Here is a 22,548-nt window from a genome sequence, read left to right as displayed (position 1 = left end):
GTCTTTTTAGCGAAATTCTTATAATTTTACTTTTCCTGAGGTCACTTGCTCAGCCAGTAGCAATGCATTGTAAGCATTTACCATTTTTCCTGATTTTGATAAAGCAGAAAATTCTTTAGCACCAGCATCTTCTCCTGGAACAGTAACTTGTGTTTTAGTCGTTAAACCAGATTGTAAAATAATTTTCTTTACTTGGCTTGCTTTTAATGATGGGTACTGAGACCACACAAGAGCTGCAACACCTGCAACCCCTGGTGCCGCCATTGAGGTACCACTATTATAGTCATAAGTACTATTAGGCATCGTAGCATATATAGCACTACCTGGAGCAAATACATCTACATTAATAGTACCATAATTAGAAAAAGAAGAAACTAATCCTGATCCGTACTTAGCTGTTAAAGAACCAACCGTGATAACGTTATCTGCAATTTCTGCACCATTGTTTATTTGGTCATTAGGGAAGTTAGCATTGCTCGTATCATCTAAATCATTACCGTCATTACCCGCAGCATGTACAAATAATACGTCTTTAGAAGCAGCATATTTAATAGCTTCATAAACCCATTCAGCATTTGGAGAGAAAGCTTTTCCAAAACTACCGTTGATAATTTTAGCACCATTATCTACCGCATAACGAATACCTAAAGCAATATCTTTATCATATTCATCTCCATTAGGTACCGCTCTTATGCTCATTAAGGCTACATTATTAGCAACACCATCTACACCTTTACCGTTTCCACGTTGTGCCCCGATAATTCCTGCAACATGTGTACCATGACTTTCGGTAGCAACACGGTTTTGAGGGTTACCATTACCATAGCCTAAATCTTTAAGGTCATATGGATTATCACCAACCTCTGTTCTACCATTAAAATCTACATTTAAATTATAGTTTAAACGTTCTATTAAGCCATCGATATCGCCTTCTAATTGTGTTATCACTTCTGCCATAGAATCGCCATAGGCAAACATTTGAGTTACAATAGATTTACTCTGTAATAAAGTGGAATCTTCTGTGGTAATAGCAGCAACTTCTTCTTTGCTATAATTTTTTTTACCTAAATGTGCGGTAATGGCCGCATCTGCACTTTTTATAGCAGGTAGCATTTGGTCTAACTGGTTCTTATAGGTAAGGTATTTTTGAGCATCTTCATCAATGACCTTTTTTGCTGCAGCCTGCAGGGTAGCATCGCCTAACTTAAGACGTAAGATTCTTGCAGCCTCTAATTGCTCATTGTAAGACTCTCCTAAAAAGTTGTAACCGTGAATATCATCTACATAGCCATTGTTGTCATCATCTTTATTATTACCAGGAATTTCTTTGGTATTAGTCCATAATACATTGACTAAATCTTCGTGTTCTAAATCCATTCCAGAATCTAAAATTGCTACGATGATTTTTTCTCCTTTTTTACCTTTTACAAGATCAGCATAGGCTTTTTCAACAGCCATTCCCGGAATGGTATCTGAAATAAGATCTAAGTGTCCCCAAGTTTTCTTTTGAGTTTCTGATAAATCGGAAATTTTTAAAGGAATGGCATCGATGTTTTCTACGGGAGTACTTATAAGTACTGGCGCTGTAGCACCGCAACCGGATAAAAGTAAAGAGCAAATAGTTAGCCCTAAAATTGATTTAGAAAAATTAGTAGTCATACTTGAGTAGTTTTTATAAACTATATTGATTTTGAGTTATAAATAATTGTGAATAAGCGTATTAAAAAAGGCTGTCAAAGGAGTGAATGTCCTTTAAACGAATGCCTTTTTCTGTTTCTTGTAGGGTACAAATTTCATTGTGTGCATCATGTTCTAAAAACAGATAGAAATTATTGGCAGCAGCCTTGAGTAAGAATTTTTCTTTTTCCGCCAATGTTAACAAGGGTCTTGTATCATAGCCCATCACATAGGGCAAGGGAATGTGTCCTACCGTAGGAAGCAAATCTGCCATAAAAACCAATGTTTTTCCTTGGTACTGTAGGTGCGGAATCATTTGTTTATCTGTGTGGCCATCTACATATAGGATATCAAACCCTAACTCTGACGAAATTTGAAAGTCTGTAGTGCTCGTGCGTTCTATAAAGTGAAGTTGCCCACTAGCTTCCATGGGTAGTAAGTTTTCTTTTAAGAAAGATGCTTTTTCTCTGTTGTTAGGTTTTGTAGCCCATTCCCAATGTTCTTTATTCGTCCAGAATTTTGCATTTTTAAAAGCAGGCTCATAGCCCGTTTGGTCTTTATTCCATTGGATACTACCGCCACAATGATCAAAATGCAAGTGTGTCATAAAAACATCGGTAATATCATCTTTATGAAACCCATGGGATTGCAGTGATTTTTCAAGGGTATGATCTCCCCACATATCATAATAGCCAAAGAATTTGTCCGATTGCTTGGAGCCCATTCCAGTATCAATAAGAATTAAGCGGTTGCCTTCTTCAATTAATAAACTCCGGGCAGCAAGATCTATTCTATTGGAGGCATCTGCAGGATTGGTTTTTGTCCATAGTGTTTTTGGCACTACTCCAAACATTGCACCACCATCTAGCTTGAAATTGCCAGTTTCTATTGGATATAATTTCATAGACGTTTTAAAAAAGCGATGAATTTAGTTGTTACTCGGAAATCACGATTGTGATATTCTTCCTGTTTTAACCAAATAATCGTGAAATTTAAGAAAATCGTTAAAAATAGAATCACTAATTAAGACTTTTTAACGCTCCAAAACGCAGAATATCCTCTCGCTGGTTACGAATGTACTTCATTACCAAAGTATTTTTTACGCAACCAGAAAGAAACACGCACTAATAGTATGAGGGCAGGAACTTCTACTAATGGCCCAATAACCCCTGTAAATGCTTGCCCAGAATTAAGTCCGAATACTGCAATGGCAACAGCTATGGCAAGTTCAAAATTATTCCCTGCAGCGGTAAATGCTACGGCTGCTGTTTTATCATAGCTTGCGCCCATGGCCTTGGTAAAGAAAAATCCGATAATGAACATGAGGGTAAAATAAATGAGTAGTGGAATAGCAATGAGTAATACATCGGCAGGAATCGTGACAATTAATTCTCCTTTTAAAGAAAACATAATAACAATGGTGAAAAGTAGAGCAATCAATGTCATAGGCGAAATAGTAGGTATAAATTTCTGGGTATACCAGGCTTCTCCTTTAAGTTTTACTAAAACAACACGGCTAATAATGCCTAATAAAAATGGAACTCCAAGATAAATAGCAACACTCTCTGCTATGGTAGCAATAGAGATGTCTACAATTGCACCTTCAAAACCAAAATACGGCGGTAATACGGTTATAAATAACCACGCATAGAAACTGTAGGCAAATACTTGAAAAATGCTATTTAAGGCAACAAGGCCTGCGCCATATTCGCTACTACCCTCTGCAAGATCATTCCAAACCAATACCATGGCAATACAACGTGCCAAGCCTATAAGAATTAGACCTACCATGTATTCAGGATGGTCTTGTAAGAAGATGATGGCTAAAACAAACATTAAAATTGGTCCTATAATCCAATTTAATAATAAAGAGATAGACAGTATTTTTACGTTCTTAAACACTTTTGGGAGTAAGGCATAGTTGACCTTAGCTAGTGGCGGATACATCATTAAGATTAGACCAATAGCTATAGGGATATTGGTGCTACCGCTGCTGGCATTATTGATAAGTTCTGGAAAAGAGGGCATCAAATAACCCAAGCCTACGCCTACAATCATGGCTATAAAAATCCAAAGGGTCAGGTAATTATCTAGAAAGCTTAATTTTTTTGTTATACTCATGAGATTATGCCTTTACTTTAGAAAAAATATAATAGAGTTCTGTGGCTATTTGAAGGCTACGTTCTTGGTATTTCTCTGCTTGTTGCGGGGTATTATCAAAAGCTTTTGGATCTTCAAAAGTTATGGGAAACCTTTTTTCTGCACCAGCAATAAATGGGCATCCTTGGTCTGCAGAAGAACAGGTCATGATTGCTGCAAATTCTGAAGAGGGATTAAAAGGCGCGTCAAAAGTTTTAGAAAAACCAATTATTGGAGCCTCATTGGCAGCATATTTTATGCTATATACTGGGTTGTTGCCTTCAGAAAGTGACGTTATTTGAAAACCTGAGTTTTTTAAGGTTGTGGCTGCCATAGGGAAGAGGGCAGTAGCTTCTGTGCCTCCAGAGTAGGAATATATATTTGTAATCCCAAAATGAGCTGCTATGGCTTGTGCCCAAGCTTGAGATAAATGACTTCTACGCGAGTTATGGGTGCAAATAAAATTTAAGCGTATTTCTTGATCTGTTTTTACTTTATGTTGAATAAACTCGGCTAGCGGATCTAAAATTTCTTTACGCGTAGCTGAAATACGCTCCATATCTAAAGTATTAATTAGGGCTGCTAGTTGTGGAAATAGTGTTGGTGTTGTTGTAGTCATTTTTTATTCTATTTATATTCCTATGTTGTTACTTCTTCGTTCCAAGAGGGTATTATCTAGCCAAATGTCATGAAGTTTTCCTATTTTTTCGCGGTATCCAATGATTCTAAAGCCACAAGAAGTATGTAAGTGTATGCTAGCAATATTAGCAGTCATAATTCCGGCTTGTAAGGTCCAAATACCATGTTCCTCACTAATTTTAATAAGTTCTTGTAATAATTTTTTTCCTATTCCTTTACCACGGTAGGCTTCTGCTATATAGACACTAACTTCTGCGACGCCACCATACACACACCTACTAGAAACAGGAGCAAGAGAAGCCCATCCTAGCATTTTATCTTCGGATAGCAGCGCAATGTTACCAAAGTTTAAGTGGGCAGTATGCCATTTTTCCCAAGCAGGAACTTGCGTCTCAAAAGTAGCTAGCCCTGTATTGATGCCTTCTTTATAGATTTTAGCAACAAGAGGATAGTTAGCTTCCGTGATGGGCACAATAGTCATACTAGCAGCAGCTAGAATTAGGGTCGCAAGAATTTCCACTTTGTAAACTAGCCATAGATAGTTTTGGCTTTGCTTCTGGAATACCACAATTATCTTTTGCCAAACAATCTGTTTGTTTCGTAGTTAATACAAAGTTGGTTCCGTTAAATTCTAATCCAAATTTACCAATGGTGCTTCCTTGGTATTCTACTTCGATGTCTAAATCAGGGATGGCTAATATTTTTTCTGATAGCTCAATAATATGAACAAGCTTTTCTGGATGCAGTCTGTGATCATAATCATCCGCATTCCATAATTGAAAATTAACAAGTTCTTCATTGCGTACGGTACCTCCACAATCAATAAAGTTCTTGGTTACTTTACCTACCTCTGTAACGTGAAAATGGTTGGGAACTAAAGAGCCATCAGGCAGTTCAAAAGCAATTGTTTTTAAATTTTTTAAGTGCGATTTTATTTCTGATAATTTCATAAGCTTATTGTTTTATTGTGATATTACGATGAATGAATTCAAATTTTTTTTAGCAGCAATCTGTTTTACTCGGAATATTTAAATGCAATAAAGTACCCATTTTAGATTTCATTTTTTCCCAATTGTCGGTATCAATACAGTAACAAACACTGGTGCCATCTATAGTGCCTTTAATTAAGCCTAATTGTTTCAGTTCTTTCAAATGCTGAGAAATGGTAGGTTGTGCAAGACCAATTTCTTGAACTAGGTCTCCACAGATACATGCATTTATTTTAAATAGATGTTGTAAAATAGCGACTCTAGCAGGATGCCCAAAAGCCTTGGCAAAATTTGCTATTTCATTTTGTTCTGCGGTAAATATTTCTGATTTGGCTAAGCCCATACTTAATTGTTATATTGCAATATTACGATTAAGCAAGATAAGTACCAAAATCTTTTCGCTTTTATTTTAAAATAGAATCTAGTTGCTCTATGACTAAAGGCTTTATAATGTGATTTTTAACACAAGGAAATTGTTTCGCTCTTTCTTCATCTTTAGGATCTATAGACGAGCTAAGGATATACACACAGCATTTTTCTTTAATATGCTCAGGAAATAAACCAAACGCCTCTAAAAATTCGAAGCCGTTTAGTTCTGGCATTTTTATATCTAGAAAAATAATTTCAGGAAAACTACTTGGGTCATTACAACATTTCCGCAAATATTTTAGCGCGGTTTCGGGAGAAGTCTCAGACAAGATACGTTCTGCAACATTTGCTTTGGTTAAAACAGTTTTGTTGATAAAATTATCAATTTCAGAATCATCGACTAACAAGATTTGTTTGAACTTCATTTGCTCTTGATTTTTTAGTTTGATTGGGGAGTAAAATTACGAATTTGGTGCCCACATTAGGCTTTGATACCACGGTTATTGTACCATTTAGCTTGGTGACAATTTCTTTTATGACGTACAATCCTATGCCGGTTCCCATGACCTTTGATGATACTCTGTAAAACATTTCAAAGATTTTATCTAGATGCTTCTCAGGGATACCGATGCCATTATCTGCAATCTGTATAGATACTTCATCGTTAACAGATGCTATTGTGATGGTGATTCTTGGATTTTTATCATTAATATTATGGTATTTAATGGCGTTAGAAATAAGGTTATTAAAGATGATAGATATTCTCTTTTTATCGGAATAAAAAAGAGGAATCTCCTTTATATCAATCTCCATATTAATATACTTCCTATTCTTCAAATACCACAAACTTTCAAGAGATTCATTAATCAAATGCCTGAAATCTATAGGCTCCATGGCTATTTCTAAATGTTTGTTTTGAGAATACTGTACAATATCTTTAATAAAATCATCTAGTCTTTTTACCGACTGCTGCATCATGTTTAGCTTAAAGACGAGAGCATCGTCATGATCTTCATGTAAAATAATGTCTATAAGTCCCATGACAGAAGACAGCGGAGCTCTTAACTCATGAGAGGCACTATAAACAAAGCGGTCTAGTTCTAAATTGGTCTTAGAAAGTTCTTCATTTTGTTGTTCTAGTAGGTGCTCTGCTTCTTTTCTTTTGGTATTATCAATAGCACTCACTAAATAATTGGTTCTATTGCTTAATTTCAAGGGTTCTATAGATAATAAGGCTGGAATTTTCTTTCCATTTTTTAAATAATAGGTAATCTCTTCATCTCTCAAGATTCCTTCTTGCATTAATTTATCCCAAAGTACTTGTCGTGTTTCAGAATCTTGGTGAAGTTCAAAATTAAGAACATCTGCACCCAAAAGGCTTTTTCCAATTAGATTTTCTCGGGTAGTTTCAAGCAAATTGGCTACCGTATCATTAGCTTCAAGAATGATCCTATTGGCATCTACGATAACTTTTCCAACGAGGTTAGAATGAAAGGATTTATAAAATTTCTCTTGACTTTCTTTAAGTTCTTCTTTAACTCGTATCGTATCTGTCATGTCTATAACAGTACCGTGAAATTTATGGATCTCATCATTTTCATCGACCAAAATTTCTAGTTCTACTAACACATGATGTATAGAATTGTCTTTATGAACTACGCGATAACTAAAAGGGGTATTGTCTTTATTTTGAATTCTGTGGTTGATTAATTCTTTATGTTTTATTCTGTCTTCCGGGTGTATACATAAAGACGCATTTTCAAAAGTTAAGGGGGTATCTGGATGCAAATCAAATATAGTATACATTTCGTTAGACCATTCCAAGCTATTGTCTTGCATATCCCAGCTCCAGTAGCCTATTTTTCCAATACGAATAGCAGATTCCATTTTAGCTTTGGTTTTTAATACCTGCTCCTCGGTTTTTTTTATTTTAGTGATGTCTTTAAAATACACTGAAATTCCTTCAGCAGACGGGTACATTCTATATTCATACCAGCGGTCAAACTCTTCTCTATACTGTTTGATATACCTATACTGCTGCGTCTGCATGGCCTCCAGAAGCATTTTATAGGCATCAGTTTGCGTAAAATAGGGTAAAGTATCCCAAGCAACGGTGCCTATAAGTTCTGAGTATGATTTTCCTATGGCATCACAAGCTTTGGCGTTTACATAATTAAATTTCCAATCTTTGTCTAAGGCTACAAAGCCATCAGAAATACGTTCCGTCAATTCTCTATATTTAAGCGCACTGTTACGAAGTATCTCTGCTGTTTCTTCGCGTTCGGTAACATCTTGAATAATGCATAGAAAATGATGATTGGGCATCATTTTTACATTGGCCTGAGCGGTAAAAGTAGTCCCATCTTTGCGGAGCATTTTTTTCAGCGCTTGAATGGTCTTTCCTTCGGTGAGCTCTTTTATCCTTAAAGGTTGTGCTTCTAAATCCTCAGGGAGAATTAAGGCTATAAGACTGCTACCTACACAAACGTCTTTAGTGCTCCTAAACATCTTACAAAATTGGTGGTTAACATCTGTAATAGTTAACTCTTTATTTAAAAGGAAAATACCATCTGAAGCCTCTTCTACAAGCATTCTATATTTTTCTTCGCTCTCTTTTATCTGTTTTGCATTTTTACTCGCAATTTGTTCTAATGCAATGCGCGGACTTACATCTCTAACAATTCCTTGTACAAGTTTATTAGGGAGTACCGTAGCACTGATCTCACCATAGAATTCCGAGCCGTCTTTTCGTAACAATATACGTTGAGAAATCAAAGAGTTTTCTTGAAAAATTTTGTGAATTCTTTGCGGTATTTCTTTAGCGTTCTCTTTAGTGACTAATGCGGAAATATTGAGTTTTAATAATTCTGATTTTGTGTATCCGAAAAGCTCACAGGCTTTGATGTTTACTTCTAGAAGGTTACCGTGTTTGTCACCTAGTAAGATACCATCGGAGGCTTGTTCTACTAGATTTCTATATTTTTCTTCGCTTTCTACGAGTTCTAAATTTTTTTTCCGAACCAGTTTATCTAGGTGTTTGGGTTGTTTAAATAGATACCAAGCCATACTACCCGCAAGGATAGAAATAAACAAACCGATAACACCAAATAGTAGTATTCCTACAATAGGCATGCTTTCTTTTGCAGATACGTAAAGTTTCCACTCACCATGCGGCATTTCTACGGTTGATGAAAATGAATTTGAAGTAATATTATCATAAGTAGAAAAGTATATCTTTTCAGTTTTATCCGGATTTACCTTGGTGAGGCGGTATAAAAACTGGCTGTCTTTGTTATGAAGTTTAGCAGATTTTAGAACGTTATTTAAAGAAATAACAGCAGAGGTGAAACCTTCAAATTTGTTGTCTTTAAAAATAGGGGTTCTCCCCACAAATCCTATCCCACCCTGTTTAAGACGTATAGGGCCAGTTACAAAATAGTCCTTCCTTTTAATGGTTTCATTAGCACCTTTTTTTCCGAGAGAATCCTTTAAGATATTAAACCCTAAAACGTTATTTTCCTCTATAGGAAATACATGAGTTATGACACCTTGTTTATTTACAATTTCTAAGGCGCTAATTTCTTTGTGGGTAACAATCAATAAATTGGAAATAGAATCAAAATTTTTAGGTACGCCGTAATGCGCAACGATAAAAGCCAAGGTCTGTGTGGTGGAATAGCCTTGATCTAGCGTTTTTTTAAACTCTTGTTCCACCCAATTGGCTTGAGTGACTAAATTCTTTTGCTTTTGGGTTTCAAAAAGGAGGTAGCGTTGGTAATTAAGAAATTGCGTTAAAGCTAATGTGATTGCAAATACGGTTAGACCAAAGGTAAGAGGGCTCTTAAAAAACCGAAAAATATTTTCTAGTTTCATTATTTGGTCGGTGTTTAGTTTTTTAGGCAATTTAACTCCCCATAAAGTATAACCTAGTAATACCATAGGGAGATTACTGTAAATTACAAAAAAGGATAATTCCTACAAAAGAAACCGTCTATATTTATTAGAATTCACCTATTTAATCAATTAACAAGACGTATTACTTTAGTAAAGAATGTAATTGCTCTCCAAAATAGATCATTGCTTTTACTTCTTGTACACTTAGTAAGCGTTCTTTTTTAAAGATTAATAAAGAACTGCCGTTAGACTCCACATGGTAATACGGATTGCTTTCAAAGAATAAAATTAGTTCATCATTAAAGATTCTTTTAATGTCGAGCTCATTAGCTCCTTTAAGGTAAAAGCGCTTATTAAAATCTGGCCTGTTTTCAATAGTAATATCTTTTAAACCGGCCAATTTATAAAGCATCTCTAGCAAACCTTCCTTGTCTAATGTAAAAACGGGTATTTTGTGATCTAGGCGCAAATGTAACACCGTAGTTTTTACTATTTCTTTAGCGATAAATGCCCCTTCTGTAAACTCTACATCAAAGACACTTTTCTGTTTATCCTTTTTGGATAATGAATTGTAAATAAAATTAATTTCTTTGGTTCTAAAGAATATAAAATTAGATAAGAAATCTACTTCTTTATTTTTTTTAGGAACATAGTTCCACCCTAATTTTTCTGCCGTTAACTCTATGTTTTTTTGGCGTTTGGTAAAGTAATTTTCAATAGGTTTAAGTGCCTTCAGGGGTAATATTTTCCGAATAGCAAAAGGGTGTTTAGAATCGGCCTCATGCTTATCTAGCCCTATAAGCTCTATACTTCCACCTTTTTTAGAAAAGGTTTGCACGTAATTTTCTACCCCTTCAAAAGAGGTATGGTCCACAAAGCTACACATAGAAAAATCTAAAATAACATGTTCATTTTCAGGAATCATGTCTAGCTTATTTTTCAGTTTATAAAAGTTGATAAAACTGCAGAAATATTTAATGCTCACATAATAATTATCACCATCTAATTCTTTAAACATAAGAATATTTGGCTTAAATAAATGTTTAAAAAATAAACCGAAACTGTGGTTGATAACCACGTGTATAATAAAGGTGATAAGAATACCTACACTAATACCCGTCATTAAATTGGTGAATAGGGTAGTTAATAACGTGGCTAGGAAAATTAATATTTGCTCCTTACCAATTTTGGCAATCTTTTGGAAGTTTTTTGGTGTAGCAAGCTTATATCCTGTATAGACCAAGATAGCGGCCAATGCAGCTAATGGGATGCTTCGTAATTGCTCTTGAAACAAAACAATAAATAATACTAAAAATAGGGCATGAAATAAATTTGCAGAGCGGTTAGAGGCTTTGTTGTTAACGTTTACAGAGCTTCTTGCAATCACGGTCACCACATTAAGTCCGCCTAAAAAACCACTAATAGTTGTAGCTAAGCCTAGCGCTTTTAAATCTTTATTTACATTAGATCTTCTAGATTGTGGATCCAATTTATCAACCGCTTTTATGCTTAATAATGATTCTATACTAGAAATGAATGTTAGGGCAAAAACTACGGCAATAAATTTTTTAGAATAGACTATGGAAAAATCTGGGAATGCTAAAGAACTGAATACATTATCCGGAATGTTTACTAAAAATTTAGCGTCCATTGGGTAAGCAATATCCATTCCTTTATAAACATAGCTCAACCCTATCGTTAAGATTAAAATCCACATAGGTGCTGGAATTAACTGGAAGTATTTATTTCTAATTTTCGAATAAAAAACCATGATACAAAGACTTATAATTCCAATAGCAGCAGCAAATAATTTACTTTGGTTGCCTTCTGTGAAAAGTTGTAATAAGCCTTCTGGAATTTGTAGAAGTAAGGAAATAATACTACCGTGTTCATTATTATGGCCAATCATAATATGAAACTGTTTGGACAAAATACCAAGGCCAATGGCGGCAAGCATTCCTTCAATAGCCGATGCAGGGAAAAAATCTGCTAATCGCCCCATTTTTAAAAAGCCTAAAAGCATTAGGAGGGCACCAGAAATGACTATGGCGGCTAAAGTATATAAATACCCTTGGTACATATCTCCGCCACCTAGAGTGGTTATGGCTCCAAGAACTACAATGACCAAGCCATTTCCCGGCCCTGTAATTGTTACATTCGATCCTCCTAAAATAGACACTACAATACCGCCTACCACAGCGGCTATAATACCTGAAATTGGAGGTGCCTCACTGGCAATAGCTAATCCCAAACCTAAAGGAAGCGCTATTAAAGACACAACAAACCCCGCAAAAATATTTTTAGGAAGGTCTTTTATAAATGAAGCAGATTTCTTTTGTTTAGGTGTCAATTTGGTCTACGGATTATTAATAAATCTGTTGGAAGGTCAGATAAAATATATTCAATATCATGTGGGAATAAACGGTCTATGAAGCGTGTTTTTTTAGGTGCATTCATTACTAATAAATCGGCCCTGACCACTTCTGCATAATGCCCAATAGAATACCCTCTTTCTCCAAAGATATTTTGAGTTTTAATTTTTATATTTTGAGTATACGTATCGCACTGGTCGCTGACAATTTTACGTACTCTAGAGTCTTCTCTATGTTTTAATCGTTCTTTCATGATATTCGCTTTTTTAAGCGATTTATCATCTTCTACTTTAACGTGTATTTCTCGTTGTAAAATTTCTTCTACAATGGTAATTTGTTGCGCACCAAGAGCATTAGCCACATAAAAAGCATCTTCAATAGCAAGCGGAGTATCTGGGGCATCTAAGCCATTCACTACAATGTTTTTACAGGACACCCTTTCTTCAGAGGGCTTAATTAATAACAGTACGGAACAACACACCTTACGGGTTAATTTACGAGCAATAGAGCCTACGTAAAATTGGTAAGCGTTCTCATGCTGTAATGCCCCCAGGATAAGTAAATCTATCTTTGAATTTTTACAAGAATCTAAAATAACCTGAATAGGGTCTCCTGGAATCCACTGAATTTCTACGGTTAAGTTTTCTATAGACAGTTCATTTAAAATCGCCGTTATCTTATCAGACTTTTCGGCGGTCTTCTCACCAACATGAAGTAAAATTAATTTTGAATTGAAAAACCTTGCAATTCGTGTAGTTTCAATAATGTTTACTCTAAGTTTTGGTGAAAAAGCGAATCCAAATAATATGGTTTTAAATGGATGTATTTTTTCTTTCATAACTTATCGTTAGCCTTGTAATTCAATACAATAATACAGCTATGTTATTTAGGATAATAATTTGAAGGCGATAAATGTGAAATTACAACCATAGGATTAGACCTTTTAGGGGTAGTTTTTATGGTCTTTAGAACATTAATTCTTACTGTTCAATTCATAGTTTACGAATAAAAGCAGTATTTTTCCCCTAAAAATAAGAATGGTTGAACTTGCGGGGATTATTGTTCTGGGTATAATAGCCCAATGGGTGGCATGGAGGTTAAAATTACCTGCCATTTTACCACTGATATTGATTGGATTATTAGTGGGACCAATTGCAACACTATACACAGAAGACGGTCTTAAATTAATAGAACCAATTTGGAATGGTGAAAAAGGCCTTTTTCCAGGAGAAAGTTTATACTACTTTGTTTCCTTAGCGATTAGTATTATTCTTTTTGAAGGGGGTTTAACCTTAAAGAGGAATGAAATTAAGAATGTAGGACCTGTGATTACTAAACTAATCACTTTAGGGAGTGTGGTTACCTTCTTTGGTGCCGGTATAGCTGCGCACTATATTTTTGGATTAAATTGGCAAATATCGTTCCTGTTCTCAGCATTGATCATTGTTACTGGGCCAACAGTAATTACACCTATATTACGTAATATTCCGCTAAAGAAAGATATCTCTACGGTCCTAAAATGGGAAGGTATTTTAATAGATCCTATTGGTGCCCTAGCAGCCGTTTTGGTGTTTGAATTTATAAGTGTAGGTGAAGGACAAGCCTATACGCAAACGGCATTGATTGAGTTTGGTAAAATCTTGCTCTTTGGGACCACTTTTGGTTTCACGTTTGCACATGCACTAACTTTTGCCATCAAAAAGAATTTTATACCACATTACCTGCTCAATGTAGTTTCATTGTCCTTGGTATTAATGGTGTTTGTAATGTCTGATGTTTTTGCTCATGAATCAGGGCTATTAGCCGTAGTGGTTATGGGAATGGTCTTGGGGAACATTAACCTGCCGAACCTTAAAGAATTATTGTACTTTAAAGAATCATTGAGTGTTTTATTAATTTCGATCTTATTTATTCTCCTTGCGGCAAATATTAATATTAGCGATTTAGCGCTTATCTACAACTGGCAAACAGCGGTGCTTTTTGCAGTAATTGTTTTTATCATTAGGCCCTTGGGTGTGTTTTTAAGCACGCAGGGATCATCCCTTAAGCTTAATGAAAAGCTTTTTATAAGTTGGGTAGGTCCAAGAGGGATTGTGGCGGCAGGTATCGCCTCGTTATTTGGCTCCAAGCTATTAGCAAAAGGAGAAGCGGGTGCAGAGTACATTACGCCTTTGGTGTTTATGATTGTTTTAGGAACGGTAATTTTAAACGCTACAACTGCCCGTTTATTTGCGAAGCTCGTTGGTGTTTTCTTAAAAAAATCTAACGGGATACTAATTATAGGAGCTTCTAAAGTCTCTAGAATTATTGGGAGTTATTTACAAAAGAATAATAGGCATGTGGTGCTTATTGATAACAACCAAACCAATGTAGATAAAGCTAAGAATATGGGATTAGAAGCTATTGCTGCCAACATCTATTCAGATACATTGAGTGATAACATAGAATTGAACGATGTTGGGTATTTAATGGCGTTAACGGGGAATTCTGACATCAATAGATATGCCATCAGTAAATTCTCTAAACATTTTGGAGAGAATGGTGCTTTTAGATTGGTAACCGACGATGAAATGAGTAATCCGGATACGAATCCTAAAGAGGGACTTTTTTCACATACAGATGATTTTATAAAGTTAACAGAAGCGGTACGTAAGTATCCGTCTATCCATGAAATAGATTTAAAATCTACGGAGCATTATAATAGTTTGATTGAAATTACGAAGGCAGATCCTAATTCAATTCCAGTATTTTTGAAAACACCAGAAGGAGATTTAAAGATCATCTCTTCTTTTAGTGAGGAGTTTGAAGATATTACGGAACAATTTAAATTGGTGTATTTAGGGAAACGTTTTGAAGACGATCAAGAAGCCTAGCCTAAATTAAAACGTATTAAAAAGCCCTTTGTATGAAATATACAAAGGGCTTTTTAAGTAGTATCGTAGGGGTATTATAGGGTAACCTCTTCAGTAACTCCATTAGGATAAATTATGTTGGCTTTGTTATCACAAGTACCATCACCCAGATCTATAATAACCTCAATTCCATTTTTAGATAAGGTAAATTGTCCATCAGAGAAATACTCACAATCTAATAATTTGGTTAAATTTTCAGTAACGGTCACTCTATAGGTATCTCCGTTTTCCACAAGAGCCCAAGTACCTGTTACGGCAATGACAATATTATCTTAAGCAAAAATGATACTAGCTGTTTTAGTTCCTGCTTCGGTAATTACTTCACCATCCTCCAGGATAATAACCATATCTGAAGTTACGGTAAAGTTTATATCACCTTCATTCTCAGTGGTACTTATCGTAAATGTTCTTGTGCCGTTTAATTGGATGGTTCCAATATAAAAATTGCTATAGGTTGCTGTAAAAGTAGTATTTGTCTCTCCTATAGTATAGGTGGCATTTATAGTGCCGCTGACGTTATCTGTTTCGTTGTAAATACAATTATTAAAGATCATGGTGAAACCAGCATCGGTATAGGTGGTATTATAACATTCTGTGTCTTTCTGAGAAGAAAACCTTTTTCCAGTGCTATTCTTGCCTAAAAAAGCTTCGGTGATAGCATTGTCTACAATACCTGAATAATCATCAATAGCTAATACTTTTTGAACCTCAAATTCCGAAATTTCTATAGCTTCAGAATTGGTATTATCTGTGGAGCAGCTAGTTAGGGCCAAACCAAATAAAGCAATAAGTATAAAAGTAGAATATTTTAGTTGGTTGAGCTTTTTCATGACATTTACAATCAGGTTCTATTTTGTAACGTAAAAAGTTCGCAAATAGTATACCAATTCTTAAAATTTGTTAAAAAAAAGATCAATTTTAAGTTTTTACCTAGTATTTGACTTCATCCACGCGATAGGCGATTTAATTTCTTTTTGCAGTAATTGGCAATATCACTTAAAATAATCTGTTTTGAAATACATAACCAAAACCAAAACTATTTTTTTTATGAAAAAATCAATTTTATTCGCCGCACTAATAGGAAGTGTTTTATTTTTTTCTTGCGCTAAAGATAACGATGATAAAGGCATCTGCGAAAGTTGCGAACTTATAGGGGTTTCTATAACAGCTTGTGATAATGGTGATGGTACAGTCGTTATTTCCTCTGGGGGGAATTCTGAAACTATTTCTGAAGAAGAACTGGGAGGCTTGAGTCCGGAGGACTATGTAAAGGGAATCTGCTCTGCTGGTGCTATTGACTTGGGGCAAGCCAATTAATTAGGCGTGTTTATTCCATAGTATATAAAAAAAGGCTACATTTTAATGTAGCCTTTTTTGTTAATCGTTTAGCTTTAAAACAGCCATAAATGCTTCTTGCGGTACTTCTACGTTACCTACCTGACGCATTCGTTTTTTACCTTTTTTCTGTTTCTCTAAAAGTTTACGTTTACGAGAAATATCACCACCATAACATTTGGCGGTAACGTCTTTACGTAAGGCTTTTGTTGTTTCTCTTGAAATTACTTTTGCTCCAATAGCTGCTTGAATAGGAATATCAAACTGCTGACGCGGGATTAGTTCTTTTAACTTTTCACACATTCTTTTACCGATATTAACGGCATTATCTGCGTGAATAAGTGCAGATAGGGCATCTACTGGTTGTGCGTTTAATAAAATATCTACACGTACTAATTTAGAGGTACGCATTCCAATAGGCGTATAGTCAAAAGAAGCATAGCCTTTAGAAACTGTTTTTAATCGATCATAAAAATCGAAAACTATTTCTGCCAAAGGAATATCAAAATTAAGTTCAACACGTTCTGTTGTTAAATATGTCTGATTGGTGATAACCCCTCTTTTTTCAATACAAAGAGACATAACATTACCAACAAAATCTGATTTAGTAATGATTGTAGCTTTTATATACGGCTCTTCTACACGATCTATACTAGACGGATCGGGTAAATCTGTAGGGTTATTAACTATTAACGCTGTATCAGGGTTTTTACGAGTGTATGCATGGTAACTAACGTTAGGTACCGTAGTAATTACGGTCATGTTAAATTCACGCTCTAAGCGCTCTTGAATAATTTCCATATGAAGCATTCCTAAGAAACCACAACGGAAACCAAAACCTAAGGCTACACTACTTTCTGGGGCAAATACTAAGGAAGCGTCATTAAGTTGTAACTTTTCCATAGAAGCTCTAAGCTCTTCAAATTCGTCGGTATCAACAGGGTAAATACCAGCAAAAACCATCGGTTTTACATCTTCAAAACCAGCAATCGGGTTTTTTGTAGGGTTCGCGGCATCCGTAATTGTATCACCTACTTTTACTTCACGAGCATCTTTTATTCCTGTAATTAAGTAACCAACATCACCAGCCTTAACACTTTGCTTTGGGTGTTGTGTTAGTTTTAAAGTACCTACTTCATCAGCAAAATAGTCACTGTCTGTAGCTACGAATTTTATTTTTTGACCTTTTTTTATTTCACCATTAATAACTCTAAAATAGGTTTCTACCCCTCTGAAAGGATTGTAAACAGAGTCAAATACTAAAGCTTGTAATGATTCATCAGGGTTTCCTTTTGGAGGAGGAATACGCTCAATAATTGCCGTTAAAATTTCTTCGATACCAATACCTGTTTTAGCACTGGCAGGAATAACTTCACTAGGATCACAGCCTAATAAATCAACGATATCATCCGTAACTTCTTCAGGGTTAGCACTTGGTAAATCTACTTTGTTTAATACGGGAATAATTTCTAAATCGTTCTCAAGGGCAAGGTATAAGTTACTTATCGTTTGTGCTTGAATACTTTGTGCAGCATCAACAATTAATAAGGCACCTTCACAAGCCGCAATAGATCTAGAAACTTCATAAGAGAAATCTACGTGGCCAGGAGTATCAATAAGGTTTAATATGTATTGCTCACCTTTATAGGTGTAGTCCATTTGTATAGCGTGACTTTTAATGGTAATACCACGTTCACGCTCTAAATCCATACTATCTAACAATTGTTCTTTTTTCTCTCGATCTGTAACAGAACCAGTGAAATCTAACAATCTATCTGCCAAAGTACTTTTACCATGGTCAATATGTGCAATAATACAGAAGTTTCTAATGTTTTTCATGTAAGCTGAATAAGTTCAGTTGACTAAAATTATGGTTTATCAAAAAAAATATATCGAAAACCAATTGCAAATATAAGTGATTTGTTGAGCATTAAATATGACAAGAATAGAAATAAGAATGAAATACGATTAAAAGCAGTAAAATAAGAACAGATTGTACTTTTTTTTGACAAAAAACAAGTTTAACATGCTAAAATAGTTGATAAAAAATGCGTTCTCCTACCTAAAATAGTACGGTGACTTTTTTCTTTCTATAATTGGGTATATTCCTAAAAATGAAGTTTAAACAGGCTAATGCTTTAGAATTCCTTAAATACTTGCGTTCATAATTAGGGTGTGATAACTTCCTAAAAATTACGTAATTTTGCCTCGTATTAAATTAGAAAGTTTTGCCAAAAATAGGAGACATACAACTGCCAGATTTCCCATTATTACTTGCGCCGATGGAAGACGTGAGCGATCCACCTTTTCGCGCGCTATGTAAAGAGCAAGGCGCAGATGTGGTATATACGGAGTTTATCTCGTCTGAGGGTTTGATTCGTGACGCTGCTAAAAGTGTTATGAAATTAGATATCTATGAGAAAGAACGTCCGGTGGGGATTCAAATTTTTGGTGCCAATCTAGAATCGATGTTACAATCCGTAGCGATTGTAGAAAAGTCTAATCCAGATATAATAGATATTAACTTTGGTTGCCCTGTAAAAAAGGTAGTAAGTAAAGGAGCTGGTGCAGGTATTTTAAAAGATATAGATCTTATGGTTTCTTTGACGGAAGCCATGGTTAAGCATACTAAATTACCTATTACGGTAAAGACACGTTTGGGTTGGGATGATGATTCTATTAAAATTGTTGAGGTTGCAGAGCGTTTACAAGATGTAGGTTGTAAGGCCATTGCTATTCATGGAAGAACGCGGGCACAGATGTATAAAGGTGATGCCAATTGGGGGCCGATAGCAGAAGTGAAGAACAACCAAAGAATGCATATTCCTGTTTTTGGAAATGGCGATGTTAATACGCCAGAAGCGGCGATGAAAATGCGTGATGAATACGGATTAGATGGTGCTATGATAGGTAGAGCTAGTATTGGTTATCCTTGGTTTTTTAATGAGGTAAAGCACTTTTTTAAAACAGGAGAACATTTAGCACCGCCTACTATTCAAGAACGTGTAGAAGCTGCACAGCGTCATTTGCAAATGGCAATAGATTGGAAAGGGGAACAATTAGGTGTTTTTGAAACAAGAAGACACTATACCAATTACTTTAAAGGTATTCCTAATTTTAAGGAATATAGAATGAAAATGGTAACCAGTGATCATTCAGAAGATGTTTTTAAAGCTTTTGAAGAAGTGCTAAAGATTTTTGGGGACTACGAGTTTGACTCCATCTAATTAGTGTATTTCAATGGTTAAAGTTAAGAAAACTAACTTTTTACTTCTACTCATTATTACCTGTGTTACTATTAACTGTAAACAAGATATGGAAGTTTTTAGCTTTCATCATTTTGATAGAAAAGCAGATACCATTAATATAGATTTTTCATTGAATAATATCGATTTTATTCATTCTCTTGAAAAAAATAATAAAATAAATCTTTGCCAGGAAAGATATAAATTAGGTGTATTTGAGCTAGAAAATTCTAAATATATATTTCCTGTAATTATTGACAAGGACTGTAATGATGCAGTATTAATTCATAATATCATTGATGTAATATGTAATGAGAACAACCAAGTACTAGTAGAAAGCGAATTGGTTGGTCTTAATGAAAACCTTAAGAATGAAATTTTCAGACACACTAAAGAAAGGCTAGATTCAAAAAAGTATAATGGTCTTTTTTATAACTTTAATTGGGATGTAAGGTTGGGTGAAGTGGCAAATAAAAAAAAATTAGTTGAGGTTTTGAAAGGAATTGATCTAGTATTAGAATACAAATCCATGGAACTATTAGAAAAACCTTTAAGGTCTCTTAGTGAAAAGGAATTAGAAAAATTGAACGATAACTTTTACGCTATTATTTTAATTGTAGATTATTCTCCAATTACTAATGTGCCACCACCTCCTTTGATGATTAATTAACGTGCCTCTTAAGTTAATAGCGCCTTATTAATTCTACTGCTTGCAATTTTTGATGCGATAATTCCTAAGACCGTAATCGTAGCTAAAACCACCAATACGTTTGCCCATAGATATTCTACTGGGTAGGCTAAATCTCCACTAATCTTTAACCACTCAAAAAGAAGTTGTGACCAAATTAATAGTGATCCTAAGGCTACACCTATGAGTCCGCCTAAAAAGGTAACAATGACCCCTTGAATAAAGTAAATTCTTCTTAATTGGCGAATGCTGGTACCTAAACTATATAGGGTTTTAGAATTTCCTTGTTGGTCTAAAATCATCATAATAAAAGCTCCGACTACGTTGAACAAAGCGATGATTAATACCAGGGTGAATATTAAATAAGTCGCCATGTTTTCGGTATTTAACATGCGGTAAAGTATGCTATTAAGCTCTTTTCTATTTTTTAAAAGGATGTCTTTTCCAAGAATTGCTTTAATTTCTTCTCGAGTCTTTTCGGCAGTATCGGAATTCGAAAATTTAAAATTGACTCCAGAAACTTCGGAGCGCTCTTTATCTAATAAAGCTTGTACCAAAGCAAGATCAGCAAATACATACTTATTATCTAGATCTGCTTCTACAGCATAAACGCCACTAATTACCACACGTGCTGTATTGAAAAATTTAGCATTAGGGCCTTGCTGAGTTAAAGATTGGGTTCCTGCTCTAGGTACTAAAATTTCTAGAGGACTGCGGACATTGTTAATAGATAATCCAAGGAGGTTAGCAATTCCTATACCTGTGACTACTTGCTGTTCATTGATCCACGTACCAATGTATAAAATACTATCTATTTGGGTAACGTTATTGTAGTTGGTGTCTACCCCTTTAACATAAGCAATATGGTCTTTTTGCTTGTGGGTAAGATAAACGCGGTCTTCTAATTCTTTTGAGTAGGCAGTTATTCCTTCAAGCGTACCAAGTTTCTCTTCTTGTTCTGGAGAGATATGAAAAAACTTACCAGTTACGGGTAAGGCTTTTAAATCTGGATCAAAAGAATTAGTATAAGAAAGGCTATATGTTTTTAAGCCAGAAAATCCAGAAAGGACTATAAATAGTGCTGCTGAGCCAATGACAATAACGCAAAAAGTAACCAAATTGATGATATTGACGGCACTTTGCTTACTTTTTGACCTTACGTAACGCTTGGCGATGTACAGCGGAAAATTCAATGACTATGCTTTTTTTCTTTTTTCTAATAAATCAGGATTGTCAATTGGGTTATCCTTTCCTTTTAAAGATTTTTCTATTCCGTCTATATATTCTAACGAATCATCTAAGAAGAACATAAGTTCTGGCATACGACGTAATTGATTTTTTGTACGCTGCGCTAGTTCATGTTTAATTAATGGCTGATTAGACTTCATGCCTTTTAATAACTCCTCAGCATCTTTTGTTGGAAAAATACTTACGTATACTTTTGCAATAGAAAGATCTGTAGTAACAAGAACTTTTGAAACGGAAATTAAAGTCCCTCTAAGTCCACCATCTGTTGCGGCTCTTTGTAAGACATCAGCGATATCTTTCTGTATGACGCCACCTATTTTTTTTTGTCTCTGTGTTTCCATGGGACAAAAATACGCAGATTATTGCGTATTTTAGTGCATTAGTACTATATAGTAGAAAAAATGAAAAAAATTGAGCATATTGGTATTGCTGTTAACAACTTAGAAACCTCTAATGACTTGTTCGAGAAGCTTTTGGGGGCGGCGCCTTATAAAGAAGAAGAAGTACAATCGGAAGGGGTAAAAACATCATTTTTCAAGAACGGGCCTAATAAAATAGAACTTTTAGAATCAACCAATATAGACGGACCTATTGCAAAATTTTTAGAAAAAAAAGGGGAAGGCGTTCATCATATAGCTTTTGCAGTAGATGATATTGTAGCAGAAATCGCACGATTGAAAGCAGAGGGCTTTACTATTTTAAATGAAGTTCCTAAAAAGGGTGCAGATAATAAATTGGTGGCTTTTGTGCATCCTAAAACTACAAATGGGGTATTAATAGAGCTTTGTCAAGAGGCTCCAGAAACGCTCTAATTTTTTGTATATCAGTACAATTAGAAATAAAATTGGGATTTGTAGCATTTTTGTAAAAGAGAATGCTTGCAACGTATAAAAATAAGTGGTAATATTGCATCCGCAAATTGCCGGTCCTATAGCTCAGTTGGTTAGAGCACCTGACTCATAATCAGGTGGTCCCTGGTTCGAGCCCAGGTGGGACCACTTTTACAGTTTGTTAAGCCTTTCGAGAAATCGAGAGGCTTTT

General features: G+C 35.1%; 21 protein-coding genes and 1 tRNA gene. 6 read left to right on the top strand and 16 right to left on the bottom strand.

What is annotated here, in order from left to right:
- Window positions 1-18: 18 nt before the first annotated feature.
- From BLQ19_RS06985 to BLQ19_RS06935, 11 genes are all read right to left on the bottom strand, one after another.
- Window positions 19-1,659, bottom strand: coding sequence for a S8 family peptidase (locus BLQ19_RS06985; RefSeq protein WP_074537843.1), 1,641 nt, complete (start codon window positions 1,657-1,659; stop codon window positions 19-21).
- A gap of 61 nt (window positions 1,660-1,720) precedes the next feature.
- Window positions 1,721-2,581 carry an MBL fold metallo-hydrolase gene (locus BLQ19_RS06980; RefSeq protein ID WP_074537842.1) on the bottom strand — a complete coding sequence of 287 codons (861 nt, stop codon included), beginning with the start codon at window positions 2,579-2,581 and terminating at the stop codon, window positions 1,721-1,723.
- Between the two features lie 164 nt (window positions 2,582-2,745).
- Window positions 2,746-3,798: an ACR3 family arsenite efflux transporter gene (gene arsB / locus BLQ19_RS06975; protein WP_074537841.1), complete on the bottom strand. Its 1,053-nt coding sequence runs from the start codon at window positions 3,796-3,798 to the stop codon at window positions 2,746-2,748.
- 4 nt (window positions 3,799-3,802) lie between these two features.
- The gene (locus tag BLQ19_RS06970) at window positions 3,803-4,435 is read right to left on the bottom strand and encodes an arsenate-mycothiol transferase ArsC (protein ID WP_074537840.1); all 633 of its coding nucleotides are present in this window, start codon (window positions 4,433-4,435) and stop codon (window positions 3,803-3,805) included.
- Window positions 4,436-4,447: 12 nt separating this feature from the next.
- Window positions 4,448-4,975, bottom strand: coding sequence for a GNAT family N-acetyltransferase (locus BLQ19_RS06965; RefSeq protein WP_367888685.1), 528 nt, complete (start codon window positions 4,973-4,975; stop codon window positions 4,448-4,450).
- Complete coding sequence (locus tag BLQ19_RS06960; protein ID WP_025616325.1) at window positions 4,938-5,405, bottom strand: DUF6428 family protein; 468 nt, start codon at window positions 5,403-5,405, stop codon at window positions 4,938-4,940. The genes BLQ19_RS06965 and BLQ19_RS06960 overlap by 38 nt, the downstream gene beginning before the upstream one ends.
- A gap of 49 nt (window positions 5,406-5,454) precedes the next feature.
- A complete protein-coding gene (locus tag BLQ19_RS06955; RefSeq protein ID WP_024482412.1) occupies window positions 5,455-5,787 on the bottom strand; it encodes an ArsR/SmtB family transcription factor in 333 nt (110 codons plus the stop codon).
- 61 nt (window positions 5,788-5,848) lie between these two features.
- The gene (locus tag BLQ19_RS06950; protein WP_025616326.1) at window positions 5,849-6,238 is read right to left on the bottom strand and encodes a response regulator; all 390 of its coding nucleotides are present in this window, start codon (window positions 6,236-6,238) and stop codon (window positions 5,849-5,851) included.
- The gene (locus BLQ19_RS06945; RefSeq protein ID WP_175444407.1) at window positions 6,207-9,686 is read right to left on the bottom strand and encodes a PAS domain S-box protein; all 3,480 of its coding nucleotides are present in this window, start codon (window positions 9,684-9,686) and stop codon (window positions 6,207-6,209) included. Before BLQ19_RS06945 ends, BLQ19_RS06950 begins: the two co-directional genes overlap by 32 nt.
- A gap of 163 nt (window positions 9,687-9,849) precedes the next feature.
- Window positions 9,850-12,057, bottom strand: coding sequence for a SulP family inorganic anion transporter (locus tag BLQ19_RS06940; RefSeq protein ID WP_074537837.1), 2,208 nt, complete (start codon window positions 12,055-12,057; stop codon window positions 9,850-9,852).
- Window positions 12,054-12,917, bottom strand: coding sequence for a universal stress protein (locus BLQ19_RS06935; protein ID WP_074537836.1), 864 nt, complete (start codon window positions 12,915-12,917; stop codon window positions 12,054-12,056). Before BLQ19_RS06935 ends, BLQ19_RS06940 begins: the two co-directional genes overlap by 4 nt.
- Window positions 12,918-13,116: 199 nt before the next feature.
- Here BLQ19_RS06935 and BLQ19_RS06930 point away from each other — a divergent pair, with 199 nt between their 5' ends.
- Window positions 13,117-14,952 (top strand): cation:proton antiporter, encoded by a 1,836-nt coding sequence (locus tag BLQ19_RS06930; RefSeq protein ID WP_025616330.1) that lies wholly within the window; start codon window positions 13,117-13,119, stop codon window positions 14,950-14,952.
- A 74-nt stretch (window positions 14,953-15,026) separates the two neighbouring features.
- On the opposite strand, the gene BLQ19_RS06925 is transcribed toward BLQ19_RS06930, so the two are convergent.
- On the bottom strand, window positions 15,027-15,224 hold the full coding sequence (locus BLQ19_RS06925) for a hypothetical protein (protein WP_074537835.1): 198 nt from the start codon (window positions 15,222-15,224) through the stop codon (window positions 15,027-15,029).
- Window positions 15,225-15,263: 39 nt separating this feature from the next.
- Window positions 15,264-15,821 (bottom strand): hypothetical protein, encoded by a 558-nt coding sequence (locus BLQ19_RS06920; RefSeq protein ID WP_074537834.1) that lies wholly within the window; start codon window positions 15,819-15,821, stop codon window positions 15,264-15,266.
- Between the two features lie 217 nt (window positions 15,822-16,038).
- Between BLQ19_RS06920 and BLQ19_RS06915 the strand changes: the two genes are divergently transcribed.
- Window positions 16,039-16,308 carry a hypothetical protein gene (locus tag BLQ19_RS06915; protein WP_139150212.1) on the top strand — a complete coding sequence of 90 codons (270 nt, stop codon included), beginning with the start codon at window positions 16,039-16,041 and terminating at the stop codon, window positions 16,306-16,308.
- Window positions 16,309-16,368: 60 nt separating this feature from the next.
- Here the strand turns inward: BLQ19_RS06915 and lepA are convergent, their stop codons facing one another.
- Window positions 16,369-18,165: a translation elongation factor 4 gene (gene lepA, locus BLQ19_RS06910; RefSeq protein ID WP_074537832.1), complete on the bottom strand. Its 1,797-nt coding sequence runs from the start codon at window positions 18,163-18,165 to the stop codon at window positions 16,369-16,371.
- Window positions 18,166-18,554: 389 nt separating this feature from the next.
- Here lepA and dusB point away from each other — a divergent pair, with 389 nt between their 5' ends.
- Both dusB and BLQ19_RS06900 read left to right on the top strand, forming a co-directional pair.
- A complete protein-coding gene (gene dusB / locus BLQ19_RS06905) occupies window positions 18,555-19,553 on the top strand; it encodes a tRNA dihydrouridine synthase DusB (RefSeq protein WP_025616334.1) in 999 nt (332 codons plus the stop codon).
- An 88-nt stretch (window positions 19,554-19,641) separates the two neighbouring features.
- On the top strand, window positions 19,642-20,241 hold the full coding sequence (locus BLQ19_RS06900) for a hypothetical protein (protein ID WP_029450458.1): 600 nt from the start codon (window positions 19,642-19,644) through the stop codon (window positions 20,239-20,241).
- 8 nt (window positions 20,242-20,249) lie between these two features.
- Here the strand turns inward: BLQ19_RS06900 and BLQ19_RS06895 are convergent, their stop codons facing one another.
- Window positions 20,250-21,452 (bottom strand): ABC transporter permease, encoded by a 1,203-nt coding sequence (locus tag BLQ19_RS06895; RefSeq protein ID WP_074537831.1) that lies wholly within the window; start codon window positions 21,450-21,452, stop codon window positions 20,250-20,252.
- A gap of 3 nt (window positions 21,453-21,455) precedes the next feature.
- A complete protein-coding gene (gene rbfA / locus BLQ19_RS06890; protein WP_025616337.1) occupies window positions 21,456-21,848 on the bottom strand; it encodes a 30S ribosome-binding factor RbfA in 393 nt (130 codons plus the stop codon).
- 60 nt (window positions 21,849-21,908) lie between these two features.
- Here rbfA and mce point away from each other — a divergent pair, with 60 nt between their 5' ends.
- Window positions 21,909-22,319, top strand: a complete 411-nt coding sequence (gene mce, locus BLQ19_RS06885; RefSeq protein WP_074537830.1) for a methylmalonyl-CoA epimerase — start codon at window positions 21,909-21,911, stop codon at window positions 22,317-22,319.
- 112 nt (window positions 22,320-22,431) lie between these two features.
- A tRNA-Ile gene (locus tag BLQ19_RS06880) sits at window positions 22,432-22,505 on the top strand.
- Window positions 22,506-22,548 lie beyond the last annotated feature (43 nt).

Origin of the sequence: Cellulophaga baltica (assembly GCF_900102165.1) — a bacterium.
GTDB classification, from domain to species: domain Bacteria; phylum Bacteroidota; class Bacteroidia; order Flavobacteriales; family Flavobacteriaceae; genus Cellulophaga; species Cellulophaga baltica.
This window is presented reverse-complemented; position numbering and strand designations above follow the sequence as displayed.